The sequence below is a fragment of the Williamsia sp. 1135 genome, assembly GCF_002095395.1.
In the GTDB taxonomy this organism is placed as follows: Bacteria; Actinomycetota; Actinomycetes; order Mycobacteriales; family Mycobacteriaceae; genus Williamsia.
Genome location: NZ_MJEI01000064.1, coordinates 25,677 through 43,384 on the forward strand (window position 1 = coordinate 25,677; position 17,708 = coordinate 43,384).

General features: G+C 63.8%; 22 protein-coding genes and 1 pseudogene. 10 read left to right on the forward strand and 13 right to left on the reverse strand.

Annotation, left to right across the window (positions count from 1 at the left end; genetic code table 11):
- Positions 1-1,203, reverse strand: coding sequence for a lipid-transfer protein (locus tag BFL43_RS04160; protein WP_084891092.1), 1,203 nt, complete (start codon positions 1,201-1,203; stop codon positions 1-3).
- A 31-nt stretch (positions 1,204-1,234) separates the two neighbouring features.
- Between BFL43_RS04160 and BFL43_RS29125 the strand changes: the two genes are divergently transcribed.
- Both BFL43_RS29125 and BFL43_RS29335 read left to right on the forward strand, forming a co-directional pair.
- Positions 1,235-1,420: a hypothetical protein gene (locus BFL43_RS29125; protein ID WP_206186609.1), complete on the forward strand. Its 186-nt coding sequence runs from the start codon at positions 1,235-1,237 to the stop codon at positions 1,418-1,420.
- Positions 1,421-1,757: 337 nt separating this feature from the next.
- Entirely contained in the window at positions 1,758-3,917 is a 2,160-nt protein-coding gene (locus tag BFL43_RS29335; RefSeq protein WP_240498051.1) for an HNH endonuclease signature motif containing protein, read from the forward strand.
- On the opposite strand, the gene BFL43_RS04175 is transcribed toward BFL43_RS29335, so the two are convergent.
- Both BFL43_RS04175 and BFL43_RS04180 read right to left on the reverse strand, forming a co-directional pair.
- Positions 3,914-4,783 carry a TIGR03619 family F420-dependent LLM class oxidoreductase gene (locus BFL43_RS04175; RefSeq protein ID WP_084891058.1) on the reverse strand — a complete coding sequence of 290 codons (870 nt, stop codon included), beginning with the start codon at positions 4,781-4,783 and terminating at the stop codon, positions 3,914-3,916. The genes BFL43_RS29335 and BFL43_RS04175 overlap by 4 nt on opposite strands.
- A 63-nt stretch (positions 4,784-4,846) precedes the next feature.
- Positions 4,847-5,995, reverse strand: coding sequence for an acyl-CoA dehydrogenase family protein (locus BFL43_RS04180; RefSeq protein WP_084891060.1), 1,149 nt, complete (start codon positions 5,993-5,995; stop codon positions 4,847-4,849).
- Between the two features lie 194 nt (positions 5,996-6,189).
- On the opposite strand from BFL43_RS04180, the gene BFL43_RS04185 reads away from it, so the two are divergent.
- The gene (locus BFL43_RS04185; RefSeq protein ID WP_084891094.1) at positions 6,190-7,602 is read left to right on the forward strand and encodes a cytochrome P450; all 1,413 of its coding nucleotides are present in this window, start codon (positions 6,190-6,192) and stop codon (positions 7,600-7,602) included.
- Positions 7,603-7,612: 10 nt separating this feature from the next.
- Positions 7,613-7,804 carry a ferredoxin gene (locus BFL43_RS04190; protein WP_084891062.1) on the forward strand — a complete coding sequence of 64 codons (192 nt, stop codon included), beginning with the start codon at positions 7,613-7,615 and terminating at the stop codon, positions 7,802-7,804.
- Positions 7,805-7,816: 12 nt separating this feature from the next.
- Here BFL43_RS04190 and BFL43_RS04195 read toward each other — a convergent pair whose 3' ends face one another.
- The gene (locus tag BFL43_RS04195) at positions 7,817-9,088 is read right to left on the reverse strand and encodes an EAL domain-containing protein (protein WP_168176525.1); all 1,272 of its coding nucleotides are present in this window, start codon (positions 9,086-9,088) and stop codon (positions 7,817-7,819) included.
- A 199-nt stretch (positions 9,089-9,287) separates the two neighbouring features.
- Between BFL43_RS04195 and BFL43_RS04200 the strand changes: the two genes are divergently transcribed.
- Positions 9,288-9,692 carry a hypothetical protein gene (locus tag BFL43_RS04200; RefSeq protein WP_084891066.1) on the forward strand — a complete coding sequence of 135 codons (405 nt, stop codon included), beginning with the start codon at positions 9,288-9,290 and terminating at the stop codon, positions 9,690-9,692.
- A gap of 8 nt (positions 9,693-9,700) precedes the next feature.
- Here BFL43_RS04200 and BFL43_RS04205 read toward each other — a convergent pair whose 3' ends face one another.
- The 8 genes from BFL43_RS04205 to BFL43_RS04240 form a co-directional block, all read right to left on the reverse strand.
- Entirely contained in the window at positions 9,701-9,901 is a 201-nt protein-coding gene (locus BFL43_RS04205; protein WP_143695084.1) for a hypothetical protein, read from the reverse strand.
- 84 nt (positions 9,902-9,985) lie between these two features.
- The gene (locus tag BFL43_RS04210) at positions 9,986-10,606 is read right to left on the reverse strand and encodes a response regulator transcription factor (protein WP_084891071.1); all 621 of its coding nucleotides are present in this window, start codon (positions 10,604-10,606) and stop codon (positions 9,986-9,988) included.
- Positions 10,581-11,822: a histidine kinase gene (locus BFL43_RS04215; RefSeq protein ID WP_084891073.1), complete on the reverse strand. Its 1,242-nt coding sequence runs from the start codon at positions 11,820-11,822 to the stop codon at positions 10,581-10,583. Before BFL43_RS04215 ends, BFL43_RS04210 begins: the two co-directional genes overlap by 26 nt.
- Positions 11,762-12,577: an ABC transporter permease gene (locus BFL43_RS04220; RefSeq protein WP_346425937.1), complete on the reverse strand. Its 816-nt coding sequence runs from the start codon at positions 12,575-12,577 to the stop codon at positions 11,762-11,764. Before BFL43_RS04220 ends, BFL43_RS04215 begins: the two co-directional genes overlap by 61 nt.
- A gap of 5 nt (positions 12,578-12,582) precedes the next feature.
- Positions 12,583-13,524 carry an ABC transporter ATP-binding protein gene (locus BFL43_RS04225; RefSeq protein ID WP_084891096.1) on the reverse strand — a complete coding sequence of 314 codons (942 nt, stop codon included), beginning with the start codon at positions 13,522-13,524 and terminating at the stop codon, positions 12,583-12,585.
- A complete protein-coding gene (locus BFL43_RS04230) occupies positions 13,521-13,760 on the reverse strand; it encodes a hypothetical protein (RefSeq protein WP_084891077.1) in 240 nt (79 codons plus the stop codon). Before BFL43_RS04230 ends, BFL43_RS04225 begins: the two co-directional genes overlap by 4 nt.
- Before the next feature lie 168 nt (positions 13,761-13,928).
- Positions 13,929-14,582 carry a TetR/AcrR family transcriptional regulator gene (locus BFL43_RS04235; protein WP_084891079.1) on the reverse strand — a complete coding sequence of 218 codons (654 nt, stop codon included), beginning with the start codon at positions 14,580-14,582 and terminating at the stop codon, positions 13,929-13,931.
- Between the two features lie 186 nt (positions 14,583-14,768).
- Complete coding sequence (locus tag BFL43_RS04240) at positions 14,769-15,311, reverse strand: TetR/AcrR family transcriptional regulator (protein WP_084891081.1); 543 nt, start codon at positions 15,309-15,311, stop codon at positions 14,769-14,771.
- Between the two features lie 74 nt (positions 15,312-15,385).
- On the opposite strand from BFL43_RS04240, the gene BFL43_RS29825 reads away from it, so the two are divergent.
- From BFL43_RS29825 to BFL43_RS29835, 4 genes are all read left to right on the forward strand, one after another.
- Positions 15,386-15,604 (forward strand): CocE/NonD family hydrolase, encoded by a 219-nt coding sequence (locus tag BFL43_RS29825; protein ID WP_346425938.1) that lies wholly within the window; start codon positions 15,386-15,388, stop codon positions 15,602-15,604.
- A gap of 150 nt (positions 15,605-15,754) precedes the next feature.
- Positions 15,755-16,318, forward strand: a complete 564-nt coding sequence (locus tag BFL43_RS29830; protein WP_346425939.1) for a hypothetical protein — start codon at positions 15,755-15,757, stop codon at positions 16,316-16,318.
- 151 nt (positions 16,319-16,469) lie between these two features.
- Positions 16,470-17,108 carry a TetR/AcrR family transcriptional regulator gene (locus BFL43_RS04250; protein ID WP_084891098.1) on the forward strand — a complete coding sequence of 213 codons (639 nt, stop codon included), beginning with the start codon at positions 16,470-16,472 and terminating at the stop codon, positions 17,106-17,108.
- 161 nt (positions 17,109-17,269) lie between these two features.
- Entirely contained in the window at positions 17,270-17,392 is a 123-nt protein-coding gene (locus BFL43_RS29835; RefSeq protein ID WP_346425940.1) for a hypothetical protein, read from the forward strand.
- On the opposite strand, the pseudogene BFL43_RS29840 reads toward BFL43_RS29835, so the two are convergent.
- A pseudogene (locus tag BFL43_RS29840) lies at positions 17,338-17,544 on the reverse strand (globin domain-containing protein); the annotation flags it as partial. The gene BFL43_RS29835 and the pseudogene BFL43_RS29840 overlap by 55 nt on opposite strands.
- On the opposite strand from BFL43_RS29840, the gene BFL43_RS29845 reads away from it, so the two are divergent.
- On the forward strand, positions 17,467-17,708 hold a 242-nt coding region (locus BFL43_RS29845), incomplete at its 3' end, for a hypothetical protein (RefSeq protein WP_346425941.1). The pseudogene BFL43_RS29840 and the gene BFL43_RS29845 sit on opposite strands and share 78 nt — an antisense overlap.

Here is a 17,708-nt window from a genome sequence, read left to right on the forward strand (position 1 = left end):
TCAGCGATCGGCGGGACGGTAGGCGGTCACCACCACGGCGCCGCCGAGCCCGATGTTTTGTTGTAGCGCGATCTTCGCCCCGTCGACCTGACGTTTGTCGGCGGTGCCGCGGAGTTGCCAGGTCAACTCGCTCGCCTGCGCCAGGCCGGTGGCTCCGAGGGGATGGCCTTTCGAGATCAGACCACCGGACGGGTTCACGACCCAGCTGCCCCCGTAGGTCGTCTCCCCGCCGTCGATCAGCTTTCCACCGTCGCCCTCACCGCACAGGCCCAGCGCCTCGTAGGTGAGCAGCTCGTTCACGGAGAAGCAGTCGTGCAGCTCGATGACGTCGACGTCGGTCGGCTCGATCTCCGCCTGCTCGTACACCTTTCGGGCTGCGTGACGGGTCATGTCGGCGCCGACGATGGTGATCGCACTCTTGTCGGTGAAGGTGGTCTCGAGGTCGGTGACCATGGCCTGTCCGACGATCTCGACGGACTGCGCAGCCAGACCGTGCTCGTCGACAAAACGCTCGCTCGCGAGGACCACCGCGCCGGAGCCGTCGGAGGTCGGTGAGCACTGGAGCCTGGTCAGCTCGATCGGCTCGTAGATCATCTTCGCGGCCTTGATCTCGTCGAGCGAGTACTCGTCCTGGAACTGGGCGTACGGGTTGTTGATCGAGTGCCGGTGGTTCTTCTCGCCGATCTTGGCGAAGTGCTCCGCGGTGGTCCCGTAACGCTGCATGTGTTCGAGGCCTGCGGCACCGAACATCCACGGCGCAGCCGGGAATGCGAACTCGAACAATTCCGACTCCGCGGCGATGTGGCGCATCAGCGGCTGTTCGCGATCTTGGGCGCCGCCGGCCAACGAGCCCGGCTGCATCTTCTCGAATCCCAACGCCAGCACACAATCTGCCAGTCCGCCGCGAATCGATCGAGCTGCCAGATAGAGCGCCGTCGAGCCAGTGGAACAGTTGTTGTTCACGTTCGTGATCGGGATACCCGTCATGCCGAGCTCGTAGATGGCACGTTGACCACAGGTCGAATCGCCGTAGACGTACCCGACGTGCGCCTCTTCGATCTGGTCGAAGGTGATCCCGGCATCCTCGAGCGCTCGGGTGCCCGATTCCTTGGCCATGGCCGGATAGTCCCAGCCCTCCTTGCGACCAGGCTTCTCGAACTTGGTCATCCCGACACCGATCACAAAGACACGATTTCCGCTCATCGTGTCAGCGTCCCACATACGGATCGACGGGATGTGCGGATCAGCGGTAGGGGCGAAAGAACTCCCGGAGTTCCTGTGCGTACAGCTCGGGCTCCTCGAACGGCGCGAAATGCTCGCCTTCACCAAAGACGAAACGATCCACGCGGCGAGGCCCGCCGGTGAGTCGTTCAGTCCGATTGCAGCGGTCTGTGGTTTGGTGCGGTGTATCGCAGCGTAGGCGCCCTCGGACTGTCCCCAGGCCACGCGCCGTCGACCCTGTTCTGTTCGGATGGGGTGAGCCGTTGGCAGGCGGTCGGCGTGAGCGTTTTCAAGGTCGGATTCGAGGTCTGGATCTCCGGCGGCTGCACCGACGACTTCGACGTGTGCGTCCGACGCATGCTCGCTGAGCTGCGCGAGATCTCCTCCGGCGATTGATTTTTCGCTTCACAGATGCACCCGTTTCGGTCAAATGCTCCAGCTGCATGCAACCGGAGCGTTTGACTGAACGGGTGGATTTGCAGTTACTTTCGGCCAGGGCGGCTGAATTGTCAGAGGCCCGTGGCATAGTCGACAGTATGTTCGAAGAGCGGGTGGAAGCAGCGTTCCGGGGCCTGGGGGTGTCGACCCCAAGTCTGCTGCGTCCGCGCGAACTCACCACATCGATGCAGCAACTCGCTCACGTGAAAGGTCTTGCCGCCTGGTCTGAATATGCGACCGCGGCCGAGATTCATCGGCAGTTGGCCCAGCCCACGGCCGAGGTCGACGTGCGCCAACTAGACGGATGGGCACATTGCTCGGCGCGTGTCGGAGCTGCGCTGGGAGTCACGCCGGGTTGGGCCGACAACGTGATCCGCCGGGGCCTGGCCTTGCGCGACCGACTGCCGCAGGTGAACGAGGCACTGCGAGCAGGCCGGGTCGCACCCCATCACGTCGGCGATATCGTCTCGCGCACCGAACTGGTCGACGGCATGCCGTGGTCGGCGTCGGTGGACGCGGAGATCGCAGAGATGTTGTGGCGCGACGGTGCCTGGTCCGCAGACCGGATGCGCAACATGGTCGACCAGATCGTGTTCCGCCACGACCCCGAGGGGGTCCGGGAACGCCGGTCCCGGGCCAGAGACGGCCGGAACTTCAAGCGGTACGCGACCGCCGACGGGATGGCTGATGTGGTGGCGTCGATGACCGCCGAGAACGCCCTGCTCTTGGAGAAGCGGGTGCAGCAGTTGGCCACTCAGGTCTGCGCGAACGACCCCCGCACCACACCCCAGCGTCTGTCGGATGCGATGTTCTGCGCCACCATGGACGTCGACTTCCTCTGCCAGTGCGGAGATTCCGAAGGTTGTGAGTTCGCGCGTCCGCACGACGGTGACAGTGACGGTGACAGTGACGGTGACAGCGATGGCGGCACACAGTTCGTGGTTCACGTCGTGATGGACCAAGCGACCGTCGAAGGGCGCGCCAACAACGCCGCACTGATGGACGGTCATGGAGTGATCTCCGGTGACCACGCCCGCGAGATCGCCCGCAGACCCGACGCCCGCCTGGCTCCGCTCGGTGGCGAACTGGCGAAGGACGTCCTCGATCAGCCGTCATCGGTGCCCGACTCCGCCGCCGATGACCTGCATACGCCTCGGGCGAAAGAACTGAGCCCCGAGGAGCTGCTCGAGGAGATCAAGCGCCTGGTCAAAGCCAAAGAAGACGCCAAACGTCCACCGGCGAAAGAATCAGACGTCCGCGCAGACGAAAATGGCGCTCGGGCAGAGGAATCCTCGTCTGCTGACGTTGACGATTCGATTGATGACGAGGGTCGCGCCGAACACGAAGAGGACCACGACCACGATCGTGCGGACAACGATCGTCTTCCGCAGCCCGAGGGAGAGGCCGACTCGACCCATCCGGCGCACGGTGCCCAAGCTCCGGAGGATGTGCCGCCCGACAACAGTTCCGAAGCAGCGGAATCTGGGCACACCGACACGGCCAAGGCCAGTAATACTGCCGAACCCGAGGATCCCGTCGACGCACACACCGAGCATCCGAGAACTGAATCGACAGAGCCGGAAGACAAAAACTCACCGCCGAACACACCGGAGCCGGAGCCTACCGCGCCAGAAGCAGAACCCGGATCTGAGCGCCCGAACCGGGCCGAACGTCGCCGGCGGCGCAAACGGAAAACCCAGACAGCGCTGCCGACGTCTCAACCGGGCAACGCCTACCGGTTGTCCGCTGCCCTCAACAGGTTTGTCCGGATCCGTGATGCCTACTGCACCTTCCCCGGCTGCCGAAGGCCCGCTTGGAAATCGGAAGTCGACCACACCGACGAATACGACCACGACAACCCCGACGCGGGGGGACAAACCAGCGCCGAAGGCACCAAGTGCCTGTGCAAGTTTCATCACCTGCTCAAGACATTCGGCAACTGGATCGACTTCCAGGTCACCGACGAAAACGGACGCACCCGCATCGTCTTCATCAGCCCCGAAGGAGTTCGATTCCACGGACCGGCATGGTCAGGAGAAGACCTCTTTCCTGCGCTGTTGGACATGACGTGGCGCGACCCTGGACCTCCCCGGGGAGCGCCGCCCGACATGCCAACGCGCGGGCGAACCCGACTGGCGGATAAATACGCCCGCCGCCGCGCAGAACGGAACCGCAACCGTCGACGGATCGAAACGCCGACACCGCCGCCGCCTCCGGAACAGTTCGTCGAACACGACGGCCCGCCGCCACCGTTCTAGGTCGTCGGCCAATGGACGAGCACGTCGTCGCGAAAACGTTTGAGGTCGAGAATCTTCTGCTCAGTGGAAACATCGCCGCCGCTGTAGAGGAGCCACGGCATCGTCAGGATGTGGGTGATCCCGGCGGCCTCGGCGTACCGGTAGTGGTCGGTGGTGAAGGCGTCGGTGAGGGGCGCGATGATGGAGAAGTCGGTGCTCGTCCTTCCGTATTGCTCTCGGAGTTCGCGCAGGCGGACCGTTGTGGTGATCGCCTCGTCCGTGGTCATGAGGTCGCCGATCCAGCCATCGTGCTGGGCGGCCCGGTGGAACGCGCGGTCGGACAGTCCACCGATCAGAATAGGGATTCGTGGTGGTCTAGGAGACATCTCCACTCGCGGGACGCTGTAGCTCTCGCCGTTGAACTCGGTCCAGCCCGGAGTCCACAGGGACTTCATCAGTTCGACCATCTCGTCGGTCCGCCGGCCGCGGCCCTCGAAACGCGCGCCCATCAGCTCGAACTCATCTCGACTCCAGCCCACCCCGAGGCCGAGTTCCACCCGGCCACCGCTGAGTACCGACGCCGTCCCAATGGCCTTCGCTGCGGTGAAGGGATCGCGCAACGCGGCGACGTACACCGTGTTCACGAATCGGAGCCGCCGGGTGCACTGGGCGAGGCTGCCGATCAAGACCCACGGATCAGGCCAGTCGGTGAACCGATCCCAGCGTCGCGCTCCGTCCTCGGTGTAGGGGTACGGCGTTGCCATCTCTTCGAAGTCGACGACGTGGTCGGGAATGCCCAACCCGTGATAGCCGAGTTCATCTGCTGCGCGGGCGATTTCGATGACCTCTGCGGTGGGAAGAAACGCAGTGCTGATGTAGAACTTCACAAAGTGGACAGTAGTCCATTTTTCGGCCCGAGCAGATGTCCCCACTGACCCACTGTCGAGGCGTCAGAATCCGAGGTCTCGCCCGATCAGATCTTTCATGATCTCCGTGGTTCCACCGAAGATCGTCTGGATACGTACGTCGACGTAGGCCCTGGCCACTGCGTATTCATTCATGTAGCCGTAGCCGCCGTGTAGTTGCAGGCAGTTGTCGATGACCTTCTTGCCCAGCTCGGTACACCACCACTTCGCCTTGGCTGCGTCGACCGCGGTCAGCTCGCCGGCCACCACCCCCGCGAGGCAGCGGTCCACGAACTGCTCGGCGATGTCGAGTTCGGTGGACATCTCGGCGATGGTGAAACGGTTGGCCTGAAAAGAACCGATGGGCTGACCGAATGCCTTGCGGTCCTTGGCGTACTGAAGTGTCTCCTCGTAGATGGCCCGGGCGCCGGCAATGGCCCCGATGGCGATCGAGAGGCGTTCCGACGGAAGGTTCTGCATCAGGTGGTAGAAACCCCGGTTCTCGGTTCCCAGCAGATTTGTTGCAGGAACGCGGACGTCGGTGAAGTGCAGTTCGGCGGTGTCCTGGGCCTTCTGTCCCATCTTGTCGAGCTTGCGGCCACGCTCGAAGCCGGGCATGTCGCGTTCGACCACCAGCAACGAGAATGCTTTGTGCTTGGCGGCCGGGTCGGGGTCGGTGCGACAGACCACGATGACGAGGTCGGAGTTGATGCCGGCGGAGATGAAGGTCTTGGAACCGTTGAGAATCCAGTCGTCGCCGTCACGCTTCGCTGAGGTCTTGATCCCGGAGAGGTCGCTGCCCGCCCCGGGCTCACTCATCGCGATCGCCCCGATGATCTCGCCGGAGGCGAATCCGGGGAGCCATCGTTGCTTCTGTTCATCGGTGCCCAGTGATACGAGGTATGGGGCGACGATGTCGTTCTGGAGGCTGAAAGACGGTGATGCGGAACCGAACTTGGTCAACTCCTCGACGATGACGGCGTTGAAGCGGAAGTCGTCTACTCCGCCGCCGCCGTATTCCTCGGGGATGTTGAAACCGATCAGCCCGACCTCCCCGCCCTTCTTGTACACCTCGCGATCAACCTGTCCCTCGCGTTCCCAGGCGTCGGCGTAGGGCTTGATCTCGCGTTCGATGAAGTCTCGCGCCGTGGCGCGGAGTTGTTCGTGCTCGGTCTCGAAAACAAGTCTCTTCATCGAAGCTCTCCCGTGCCGGTGCGGTTGCGGCCGCGGTCCGGCCAAAACCTGAGATCAGATTCACTTTACAGGTAGACTTCCGTCTTGGAATGAAAAATTAAGTTTGTTCCATTGTGGGTAGAGTCCTGATGTGGCCGCTCGATTGGTCGGCCCGAAGCGATGGGGATGGTCACGCAGTGCAGACAGAAACGAAGATGAAGCTGCAGGCAGCCGCGGCAGCAGTCGTGGAGAAATACCCGAGCTCGCCACATGCGTTGGCGCAGCCACCGGCCGGTTCTGACCTCAAGCCGGTGATGGGCGACTTCGGTGCTCCCGGGATCGGCCACACGCTGGCCGGTCTCGCCGACCCACTTCGGGTCGCGAGGGACCGATACTCCGAGTTCGGGCCGGTGTCCTGGTCCGGGTCGCTCGGGATGAGGATAGTGAATCTGGTGGGCCCCGAGGCCCTGCAGCAGGTCTGGTCCAATCGCGACAAGGCCTTCTCCAGTGAAGAGGGCTGGGAACCGATGATCGGCCCGTTCTTCCGTCGCGGAGTGATGCTCATGGATTTCGAAGAGCACCTGCACCACCGCCGGATCCTGCAGCAGGCCTTCACCCGGCCGCGGCTCGTCGCGTATCTCGACATGATGACGTCGCGGATCGTGACGACCATGGATACCTGGGAGCCGGCGCCGGACTTCCCGGTCTACACGCGGAGCAAAGAAATGCTCCTGGCGATCGCGACCGAGGTCTTCGTCGGCGCCCAACTGGGGCCGGAGGCGTCCAAGCTGGAGCATGCCTTCGAAGATGCCGTCAAAGGTGGACAGGCGATCGTCCGGGCCAACATGCCCGGTGGCACCTGGTCGAAGGGTTTGAAAGGGCGGCGGATTCTGCAGGAGTACTTCCGTTCCGAGCTGCCGGCCCGTCGTGCAGGGAACGGTGACGACCTCTTCAGCGTGCTGTGTCACAGCGAAAGCGAGGACGGGCACACCTTTTCCGACGAGGACATCGTCAACCACATGATCTTCGCGATGATGGCGGCGCACGACACCAGCACGCTCGCCGTGTCGATGCTCACCTACTACCTGGGAATGAATCCGGAGTGGCAGGACCGGCTCCGCGCCGAGTCGTTGGCGCTGGGCAAACCGACGCTCGAGTACGGCGACCTCGATTCGCTGCCGAGTCTCGATCTGGCCTTCAAAGAAGCCCTGCGATTGAATGCCCCGGTCGGCATGCTGTTCCGAAAGACGGTGAAAGACACCGATGTGATGGGTCACTTCATCCCTGCAGGGACATTGGTCTCGATCAATCCCTACGCCACCATGAGGATCGCCGACTTCTGGCATGACCCCGACGTGTTCGATCCCGAGCGATTCACCCCCGATCGGGCTGAGGACAAATCTCATCGGTTCGCTTGGGCGCCGTTCGGCGGTGGCGCGCACAAGTGCATCGGGCTGTACTTCGGTGGCATGACGGTGAAAGCCACCATGCACCAGCTCCTTCAGCGTTTCGAGTGGAGTGTGCCCGAAGACTATGTGATGCCGCTGGTCTGGGGCACCGGGCCGACGCCTGCGGACGGCCTGCCGATCACCCTGCGCCGGAGGACCACCGATCGGGTGACGTCATGAGGAGCCACCGATGAGGGCGATCGCGAACCGGGAAGTCTGTGAGGGCCACGGGATCTGCGAGTCCATCGCGCCTGATGTGTTCCAGGTCGACGACGACGGAGAGGTGTCGGTGTTGGCCGACAACCCTCCCGAATCCGAAGCCAACGCGGTGCGTCTCGCCGTCGAGAGTTGCCCCGTTGCGGCGTTGCTCGTCGAGGACTGACACCACAAACGCTCAGCCCAGGTGCTGCAACAACGCCCGGGCTGCCGCGACCACCGTCAGGCGATCATGGGTGATCGCATACGTGAACTCGCGGTCCGGCCCGTTCTCGGGTCCCGGATCGAAAGCGATCAAAGCGGCGAAGAAGTGTCTGCCCAAGACGATCACCGTCCACTCGCGGGTGAGTGGATGGTCATTCGGTATCGCTGTGCCCCGCACGCCGGGCGCGGGTTCGGTCGGCATGTCCACGGCAACCACGGCGACAAGGGAGTTCGACGCGGCCAGCTCGCCGTATCGTCGCTGATCGGCGCCGGTGAAGTGAACTGCCTGTTGAAAACTCGCCAAAATCGTCAGGGGCTCCCCTGACGCGAGTGCCTGCTCCTCGAAATAACGCGAATAGCGCACAAGAACGGGACGGGTCGCCGTACGGGGTGGGTCGGCGTCGAGCAGATCTGATGGTTTCGCCGGAATGTGCAATGGGTTCCCGCTGAGATGCACCCTGCGGCCGGCAGGCACCGGTGGCCAACGCGTCGGTGGTAGTTCGGCGGGCATGCCGAGTAGCCATCCCTGCCCGAGCGTCGCGCCGAGATCGACGGCGCGCTGCAGGTGGGCCTCGGTCTCGATACCTTCGGCAAGGATTACCGCGCCGGTGGCCTCGGCGTAGGCAGACACGGCCATGATGATGTGTAACTGCTCGTGACTGGGTGAACCGGCGATGAGGGTCCCATCCAGTTTGACCACGTCCGGGGCGATGAGAGACAACAGCGTCAGGGAATCGGCATTACGCCCCACATCGTCGAGAGCAATGCCCAGCCCACGCCGTCGGGCATCGGCGACCACGTTCAGCAATTGCGCCGGGTCGGAGAGAAGTGCCCGCTCAGTCAACTCCAGTACCACCCGTAGACCGCTCGTCGAGGTGTCGAAAATGTTCCCCGACTCCGGCGGCCGCTCGATGAGCGCGTCGGGTTCGACGTTGACGAAGATCGTCATCCCGTCGTCGAGGTAGCCCAGAGCGGTCACGGTGTCGAGCGCGGCATTCCGGCATGCCCGATCGACCTCGGAGACGCGACCGAGTTCCCGGGACCGTTCGATGACGAGGGACGGATCGACCCCCGGAGCGTGCGGCCACCGGGCCAGTGCCTCGGCTCCGACCACCGAATCGGTCCGCAGATCGACGATGGGCTGGTACACCGGGCGAACCTGCAGTACCGAGGCCGTTGACCGCAGAACGCGTTCGACCAGGATCTCTTGCGTGAGATCCTGGCGCGGCGAGCCAGAGCGCTGCACGGGGTCGTCCCCACGATTTCCCACGAACACCGGCTTTCCGGTAAGTCGCTCTCGAACGAAATGATTGACAAATCATCGACGCGCTGGTCCACAGGATAGTCCGCGCACGCCGCGAGGGAGCGTAAACGGTGCGCTGGCCGCGGCTGCCACCGGGGCGAGAGGTGCACACTGGAGAGCAACCCATCGACAGGAGACACCCATGAGCAACAACGGACCGTTCGGATTCGACCCCGACGATCTCGACCGTATCGCCCGCGAGGCCAGTGAGGGCTTTCGCGACATGCTGGGTCAGGTGGCCAAGGGAATGGGCCAATCGGGAGGTGGGGGCAACCCGCTCGCGGCGATGTTCGGTGAGACGATGTTCCGGGGCGCGACCCAGCAGACCAGGCAACCGGCGCCGACGCGTGAGACGGCAGGGGAGACCGGTGACGGCGTGTGGGCCATCTACACCGTCGACGATGATGGGACTGCCCGCATCGACCAGGTCTTTTCCACCGAACTCGACGCCCTGCGCGCGCACAAGGACAACGTCGACGTGCGCCGCCGAGTTCGTTTCTTGCCTTACGGTGTCTCGGTCGGAGTGCTCGACGACGGCGAGTCGTGAGCTAGCCGTCAGCTCGACCCGGCGGCCTTCCTGTCTTTCCGGAACGCCGTCACGACGCCCACGGCGCCGACGATCAGCAGGACGATCCCGAGTGGTTGGCCGCGGAACCAGAAGAACTCTGTGTCCCGGAAGAACAGCAATAACACGATGCCGGCGATCATCGCGGCAACATCAGCGGCCAGGCTGATGGTCAGAGTGCGTGTGAACATGTCTTCAGCATGACGGGCATACCCTGCCGTGGCGTCCACCGAAGTGATGATTGGCGAGTCGTCGAAAGGGATGGGTCCGGGGCTTTAGATCCAGCCGTGTTTGCGCGCTTTGAGCGCCGCCTCGTACCGGTTGGACGCGCCCAGCTTCGCCATCGCCGAGGACAGGTAATTGCGGGCTGTTCCGGGGGACAGGTGCGCGCGTTTCGCGATCTCGTCCACCGAGGCACCGTCGATGGCGAACTCCAGGACGTCGGCCTCTCGGGCGGTGAGGATGGTGTCGCCCGCACTGATCGCCTCGGCGGCCAACTGTGGGTCGACGTGGCGGCCACCGCTGTGGACGGTGCGGATCACCTCGGCCAGGGTCGCCGCTGATGCCGTCTTCGGAAGGAAGCCGCGCACTCCGGCGGTCAGTGCTCTCTTCAGATAGCCCGGTCGGCCGTGACTGGTGACGATCAGGATCCCTGCGCCCGGGGTGAGTGACAGGATCTCGATGGCGGTGTCGATGCCGTCCAGACCAGGCATCTGTAGGTCGATGACCGCGACCGCCACCGCCTCGTCGTCGGCGATGCGGGCGCGCCAAGCGGTGAGAAGGTCCTCGCCGGAGTCGACGTGAGTGACGACCTCGAGGTCGTCCTCGAGGTCGAGCAGCGCGGCCATCGCAGAGCGGATGAGGGTTTCGTCATCGGCCAGGAGTACTGGAATCATCTTTCTCCCATAGTATTTCGAGTTTGAAACCGTCGCCGGTGACAGCGGTGTCGAGACGTGCGCCGACCGCGGTGAGTCGCTCGGCGAGCCCGACGAGCCCCGAACGTTCATCGGTGGCCAACGATGCATCGGGGGCGCCGTTGTTGCGCAACGACATTCCGCCGTCGCCGAGGGTGAGTGTCGCGGACGTCGCGGCGGAGTGTTTGACGATATTCGTGGTGCCCTCACGAACCACCCACGCGGCGACCTCGTGGAACGCCGCAGGCACTCTTGCCGGGTCGCCCTCGACGACGAGGTCACAGCCGGCCGCCGCCAACAGCGAACGGGCGCCCGCGACCTCGGACCCGAGGTCTATGCCGCGATAGCCCCGCACGAGCTCCCGCATCTGGTCCATCGATTCCACGGCGAGCGCCTTGACCTCGTCGATCTCCGCGGTCGCGCGCTCGGCTGCCCCCGCTCGGGAAAGCGTTGCCGCCAGTTCGCTTTTCACCGCGATCGCCGAGAAGCTGCGCCCCACCACGTCGTGGAGGTCGCGGGCGAAACGCAGTCGTTCCTCGGCCACTTGCAGCCTGGCCTCGACGGTCTTGGTGCGTTCCAGCTCGTCGACCACCTTCAGTCCCCACAGCGTGAGCAGGGTGGTCAGGACGATGAAGCCTCCGGTGAAGAAGATGACCGCGGTCAGCTGCAGCCCCGCGGTCGCCGTCGATCCGAATCCGCAGCCGGTCGCGATGCTGATGGCCGCCAGCACCCACCATTTGCGGCGCACGAACGACACCACCGACAAGGTCGCCAGCAGAGTGATGTAGGTGCCGGTCGTCCGTGCCGCATCGACCGTGGCGTCGTCGGTTGCGCGATTCGCGACGATCGCACAGATCGTCCACGCGACGATTGGCACCCCGATGCCGATCGGTAATGCCCAGCGCTGCAGTGTTTTCGGTGTCCAGGAGGACAGTTCGGGCTGAGCCTGGATGGCCACGATGGCGGTGATGCCGGCCACGGCGATCGTTGCCGCCGACCACCGAACGTCGATGGCGGCGATCGCCGCAACGACCGCCACCACGGCAATGGCCCCCTGGAGCGTGAGCAGCGTGTACAACCGGAACTTGTCCGGCGCAGACAGCTCGCGCCACCAGGAGGCCACCGAGACCACTGGGTTCACCTGCGGTCGTCCCACCGGAAGCTTGTCGCGATCACGGCGAACGTCAGCACGGTCCATAGACCCAGTGTCGCAAGAGGCTGCCCCATCTCCGTGAAGGTACCCGCGAAGTCCGTCGCAGCGGTGCCCTCGTCGGCCGTGGCGAGCTTGCCTGAGGCGCCGAGGGAGATGAGATCGGACAAGGCGGCGAACGGCGTCCAGTCGACGATTCCTGCCATCCGGTCGGGCAACACGTCGCGAATGGAGGTGAGACCGACGAACGCGAGGATCATGACCGGCATCGACGTGATCTGCGCTGCCTCGGCGTTCTTGGTGACGGCGCTCGTCGCCAGGCCCAGTAGCGAGAAGACGATGATGCCTGCGACCAGCGCGATCACCAGGGCTGCCGCGTTGATCGGTGCCGGCGAACCCGCACCGTAGATCACGCCGGCGACAACGGCGCCGCCGATGACGGTGAGCAGCGCGCTGGGTACCGCCGGGGCAGCCTGGATCTGCCAGTCCGAGGCCTCACCTGTGCGCAGGCGTTTGAGCACCCCTTCACCGCGGCGGGTGGTGATCAGCGACAGGACCGAGTAGTACTGCACGAACAGAAATGCCATCAGCGCGAACATCTCCAGCCCGGTGGTCGCGACCTCGGTGGTGGTCCCAGAGTTGTTGCGTGCCAGGAAGAACGTGATCAGCGGAAGCGCGACCGGGAACACCGTACCCATGATCACGAGCGTCTTGTTTCGACGGAACTGGCGGTACTCGGCCTTGGACAGGGCGGTCAGGGGACGTCGGCCGAAGCCGACACCGGCGGTGGTGGGTGGGCTCATGGTGGTCATCGTGATGCTCCGATCATGTCGGGGGTGGATGCCGATGTGTCGGCAGGGTCGTCGGCGATGTCGAGGAACACCGACTCGAGTGAGGCTGCGCGCGCTTCGAGACCGTTCAGCTGTAGTCGGTGCGCGCCGGCCCAGGCCAGCAGCTCGGACAGATGGGCCTGGAGGTCGTGGGTATAGATCGTCACTCGCGACTGCGCGTCGATGCCCGCGCCCTGAAGCGGTGGCAAGGGCAATCCCGGGTGATCGAACACGATGCGCGCCGGGTGCTGGTCGACGATCTCGCGCAGCGAACCGCGGCGGGCGATCTGCCCCTTGAGCATGATCGCGATGGTGTCGGCGAGGGCCTCGGCCTCGTCGAGGTAATGGGTGGTCAGGACCATCGTGACGCCGGCGGCTTTGAGGCCGGCGAGCAGACGCCACGTGGCGCGGCGACTCTCTGGGTCGAGCCCGGTGGTGGGTTCATCGAGGAAGAGCAGCCGCGGCTGCCCGAGCAGGGCGCAGGCCAAATCGACCCGTCGCCTCTCGCCGCCGGACAACGATCCGACCCGGACGTCCGCCCGGTCTGTGAGATTGACCTGTTCGAGTACTGCTTCGGCGGTCGTGGGGTTGCTGCAGGTGCCGCGCCACATCTCGAGAGTCTCACTGATGGTCAGCTCGGCAGGCAGGCCGCCGGACTGCAGCATGATGCCGACCTGCGGGCGGACCAGCTTGCGGTCCTTACGAGGGTCGAGGCCGAAGACGTCCACGTCACCCTCGGTGGGTGCTTCGAGACCTTCTAGAAGGTCGAACGTCGAGGTCTTGCCTGCGCCGTTGGTGCCGAGCAAGGCGAACACCTCGCCTTCCCCGACGTCGAGATCGATGCCCTTGACCGCTTCGAATGCGGAGTCGCCCTGGCCGTAGACCCGGCGGAGGCCGCGTGCGGTGATCACGTTGCTCATCGCGAACCCCACTTCCGGCTGCCGACGGCCCAGCGGATCGCAAAGTTCACGACGATCGCTGCTGCCGCGATCGCCATGAAGATGACGGGCGGCGTGACGATGGCGAGGACGATGGCGAGTAGGACGAAGGTGCACGCGATGACGGCGAGTTCGCGGCCTCGAGTCGGGGCCGGACCGAAGCGCATCGAATCCGACAGGAGATTGCCTAGTGGTGAGTCGTTCTGTGTTGTGGTCATGGCAATAACCCTGGTCGAGTTCAGCCGCAGGCAGTAGTGCGCGCAATCATCGATAAGGCCTGGTTGTTGCACTACTGAGCCATGACAAAAGTCATCGCGCGTGAAGGTCGCTCCAGGCTTTACTCGAGTGTAAGTATCGTTCTCTATACTGAGAAAGTCGTTCTTTTTTCAGGAACTGGCGAAACCGGTCGCGCAGAATCGCCACACCTCTTCAGAACTGATCGGCTGTGCTGCTCTGGCTTCATCTTGGCCGCTTGACTGGGCGATGAACATGACCGCCTGCATGGTCATCGATGCGGTCCGTGTCGGATCGGCATCAGGACGCAGCTGGCCGGCCACCGCGGCGCTCTCCATGAACTCCGCGAAGAGCAGCAGCAGCGGCGCGTAAGCGATCTTGACCTCGGACGGATGGGTCAACAACAGCTGTGGCGCAATGTTGTTGAACATCGGTCGCTTGGCAGCGGGATCGGGACGGCAGAGCTCGAAAAGCAGCTGGACCGCAACTTTGAGACGGTCGATGGGTTCCGTCTGACCCGATGCTGCGGCCCGGATCTGGTCGGCGGACCGGCTCAGGGCGTCTTCAAAGAGTGCAAGCAACAGCTCGTGCTTGCCGTCGAATTGCAGGTAGAAGCTACGCAACGACTGCTTCGACCGATCGACGACCTCTTGTACTGTGAACTCGGTCGTACCCTTCTCGGTGATTATGGCCTGGGCGGCGTCGAGGAACTTTTGAACGCGCTGCTCGGCCCGAAGCTTCGCGGTTTTGATGGACCGCTCGACGGCCCGCTGCTTCCATGCGGGCTCTTCGTTGGGAATGGTCACGACGCGACCGCATTGTGGCACGTACCGGATGCCGATCCGGGGCCCAGCTCCGATGTCGATCGGCGACCGGAATTGGGGAACATGGCTGGCACCCTACCGGAACTGAGGTTCGACAAACTCGGTTGGGGACGTCGCAGACAGTGCGAGTAGATCGACCACCCACGCATCGGGCTACGCAGCGGTGCCTCACATAAGCTCATCAGAGTTGGTGATGCGGTCGACGAGTAATTCGATGATGTTCCGTCGCTCGGTTTCGTCGGCAGGATGCGTCAGTAGACCTTCGACCACGAACGCAATGATGTGGCTCGCCGGCCCTGCATCGTCGGTTGGCAGATCGGCGCGGGTGAGGGCGTCGGCCATCGTGTGGAAAGTGTTGTGCCACTCGTCGATCACCGGTGAGCTGGCGCGTCGCGAGTGGACGGTGTCGACGAGGTTGCGCATCGCGGACAACTCTTCGACCGCGAACATGATCTTGTCCGCCAGGGGACGCTGTGCCATTGGTTCGTACCGCGCCATCGCCTCGGCAAGTAGTTCTTCCAGGACAGCCACCAACACGTGGTCTTTGTCGGGGAAGTACCAGTAGACGGTGTTCGCGGTGACGCCGGCATCGGCCGCGATCCTACTCAGCGCGGTGTCGTCGTAGCCGTTGTCGACAAAGAGTCGGCGAGCGGCGGTGACGATCTCGTCCCGCTTTTCCGCCCGTGCTCGTGGACGACGATTGGCGGGCATGCGAACACCTTACTTGATCGCCGTTCAAGAAGACGGTACCGTCTTGAACACCAATCAAGAAAGTGGGGGGCATCGTGTCGAGTGGTAACGAGTACACCCAGGCCGAAGAGTTCTTCTCCAGCCACGGAGTCAGGTGCGCCGCGACTGTGTACCGGCCCAGCGCACCTGTGGGCCCGGTGCCCGTGGTCGTCATGGCTCATGGTTTCGCCGCGACGAGGGGGATCCGGCTACCCGCCTACGCGGAACGTTTCGCGACCGCCGGGTACGCCGTGGTCTTGTTCGACTATCGCTAGTTCGGCGACAGTGAGGGTGAGCCCCGCCAACTGCTCGACGTCCGATCGCAACTCGACGATTGGCGCGCAGCGATCACGTTCGCCCGGTCTCTGCAGTGTGTCGATGCCGAGCGTGTCATCGCCTGGGGCACATCATTTGCCGGAGGTCATGTGCTGACGTTGGCCGGCCATGGTGAGCGGCTGGCCGCGGTCATCGCTCAGGTACCCCATGTCAGTGGTCCGGCGGCGGTGCGCGCCACGGGTCTGCGGCAGGCGTTGCGTCTGGCGCCGGTGGGGCTGACCGATCTGGTCGGATCCTACTTCGGGCGACCGCCTCGATACGTCGCGGCGGTCGGATCCGAAAACTCGGTGGCGGCTCTTGCTGCCCCGGGCGCGATGGCCGCGTTCGAGCGACTGATTGTCGAATCGAGTATTCGGCGCGAGGATTACCCGGAGACCGTCGCCGCACGAATCCTGGTCAAGATCGGGCTCTACTCGCCGGCGCGAACGGCCCGGAAGATCACCTGCCCGGTGTTGATCCAGGTGGCGACGTCAGACAACATCGCGCCGGCTCCCGCTGCGATGAAATTCGCCCGCGCCACCCCGGATTCGACGTTGCTGCGCTACGAGTGCGGTCACTTCGAGCCCTACGTCGAGCCTCTCTTTCCCGGCGTGGTCGCCGACCAACTCGCATTCCTGAATGAGATGGTGCCCGTCAGCTCCCGAAAGAATTAGGTCTGACTGACAGTGATCGTCAGCACTCTCGTCGGGCGGAACTTCGCGATTGCTGAGCACTCGCCTAACGTGAGGTGAATCGTGGACCATGTTGCTCGGGCGATTCGGCGGCGGTTCCACCAGGCGAAGTAGGATGGAGGAGGTGACGGTTGTGGCGTCGCCACGCAGGCTCGGCGCACCGGATGCGAAGAATCGAACCGTGCTCTTGGACGCCACCGAACGATTGATGGTCGAGCAGGGGTACGCCGCGGTCAGTTCAAGACGAGTTGCCGAGGCGGCGGGCCTCAAGCCGCAACTCGTCCACTACTACTTCCGTACCATGGATGAGCTTTTCTCGGCGGTGTTCGCGCGCAGCGCCGAGCGGGGAATCGAAATCCACACGCTCGCTTTGCGGGCTCCTCAGCCGCTGTGGGCATTGTGGCGATTCAGCATCGATCCCGCAGTGACTGCGCTGACCATGGAGTTCATCGCACTGGCGAACCACCGAAAACGATTGCGGACAGCGATCGGGCACTACGCCGAGCGACTCCGGGTCGACGCAGCGCGCGTGATCGAAGAATTGTTGACGCGCTATGGAGTCGACCCCGAGGAGATATCGGCGGTTGTGGCCATCACGCTGATGACGAGTGTCTCACGGGTGCTGATCGTGGAGAAGTCGCTCGACATGAACGCGGGACAGACGGAGACCTTCGAGTTCGTCGAGTCGTACCTCCGCAAGCTGGAGGGCGAGCCTTGTATCGACGAACTTGAAGCGCTGATGAGCATGCCCTTCCCGAATCACCCTGCGTAGAGCCGGTTTAGGCGGCCGTCCGGTAGGGCCCTCTACCCCGCGCTACCCGTGGTCACGGCGTCGACGATGACCCCAAAGGTGTTGGCGATGACGTCGAAGAGATAGAAGATTGTGGAGAGCATGTTGTTTCGTCCTTTGCTTCTTTTGGATAGGCGTCGAGCATGATCACGGTCACCGCGGTGAGCGCTTCGTTCCAGGCAGCCGACATGTCGTCAGTCCATTTGTCGCCGCCGACGGCGGCCATGGTGGTCACCAATGTTGTTGCGACCCAGCCATACATCTGAGGGGTGACCCCCAGCGAGGCGTGGACTCGCCCCAGCGACCCCACCGACTCTTGCAGCCAGCCAGGGTCATCGAGATGGTCCAGTACGGCGACGATGGCCTGCTGCAACATGGCAGCCTGCGGGCGTATGTTCGTTCCGAAAAGATCTCGCACCGAGGGATGTTCGTCGAACAACCTCTCGTAGAAGCGAACGGTGAAATCCGGATCGCCTGCCCCGACCAGTGTCAGGCTGTGTTCCAGGAGATCTTTGTCCATCAGGGGTGGTTGGGGTTGTTGATGACGGGGATGCTGATGTTGATGGGCATGCGTAGTTCTGA

Coding starts and splice junctions, on each gene's coding strand:
- BFL43_RS04205 (WP_143695084.1), bottom strand. CDS start 9,901: ATGTTCACACGCACTCTGACCATCAGCCTGGCCGCTGATGTTGCCGCG.
- BFL43_RS04240 (WP_084891081.1), bottom strand. CDS start 15,311: ATGCCCGCCAATCGTCGTCCACGAGCACGGGCGGAAAAGCGGGACGAG.
- BFL43_RS04210 (WP_084891071.1), bottom strand. CDS start 10,606: ATGATTCCAGTACTCCTGGCCGATGACGAAACCCTCATCCGCTCTGCG.
- BFL43_RS29125 (WP_206186609.1), top strand. CDS start 1,235: ATGTGCGGATCAGCGGTAGGGGCGAAAGAACTCCCGGAGTTCCTGTGC.
- BFL43_RS29335 (WP_240498051.1), top strand. CDS start 1,758: ATGTTCGAAGAGCGGGTGGAAGCAGCGTTCCGGGGCCTGGGGGTGTCG.
- BFL43_RS04190 (WP_084891062.1), top strand. CDS start 7,613: ATGAGGGCGATCGCGAACCGGGAAGTCTGTGAGGGCCACGGGATCTGC.
- BFL43_RS29835 (WP_346425940.1), top strand. CDS start 17,270: ATGATCACGGTCACCGCGGTGAGCGCTTCGTTCCAGGCAGCCGACATG.
- BFL43_RS04215 (WP_084891073.1), bottom strand. CDS start 11,822: ATGGACCGTGCTGACGTTCGCCGTGATCGCGACAAGCTTCCGGTGGGA.
- BFL43_RS04230 (WP_084891077.1), bottom strand. CDS start 13,760: ATGACCACAACACAGAACGACTCACCACTAGGCAATCTCCTGTCGGAT.
- BFL43_RS04200 (WP_084891066.1), top strand. CDS start 9,288: ATGAGCAACAACGGACCGTTCGGATTCGACCCCGACGATCTCGACCGT.
- BFL43_RS04185 (WP_084891094.1), top strand. CDS start 6,190: ATGAAGCTGCAGGCAGCCGCGGCAGCAGTCGTGGAGAAATACCCGAGC.
- BFL43_RS04180 (WP_084891060.1), bottom strand. CDS start 5,995: ATGAAGAGACTTGTTTTCGAGACCGAGCACGAACAACTCCGCGCCACG.
- BFL43_RS04225 (WP_084891096.1), bottom strand. CDS start 13,524: ATGAGCAACGTGATCACCGCACGCGGCCTCCGCCGGGTCTACGGCCAG.
- BFL43_RS04220 (WP_346425937.1), bottom strand. CDS start 12,577: ATGAGCCCACCCACCACCGCCGGTGTCGGCTTCGGCCGACGTCCCCTG.
- BFL43_RS04160 (WP_084891092.1), bottom strand. CDS start 1,203: ATGAGCGGAAATCGTGTCTTTGTGATCGGTGTCGGGATGACCAAGTTC.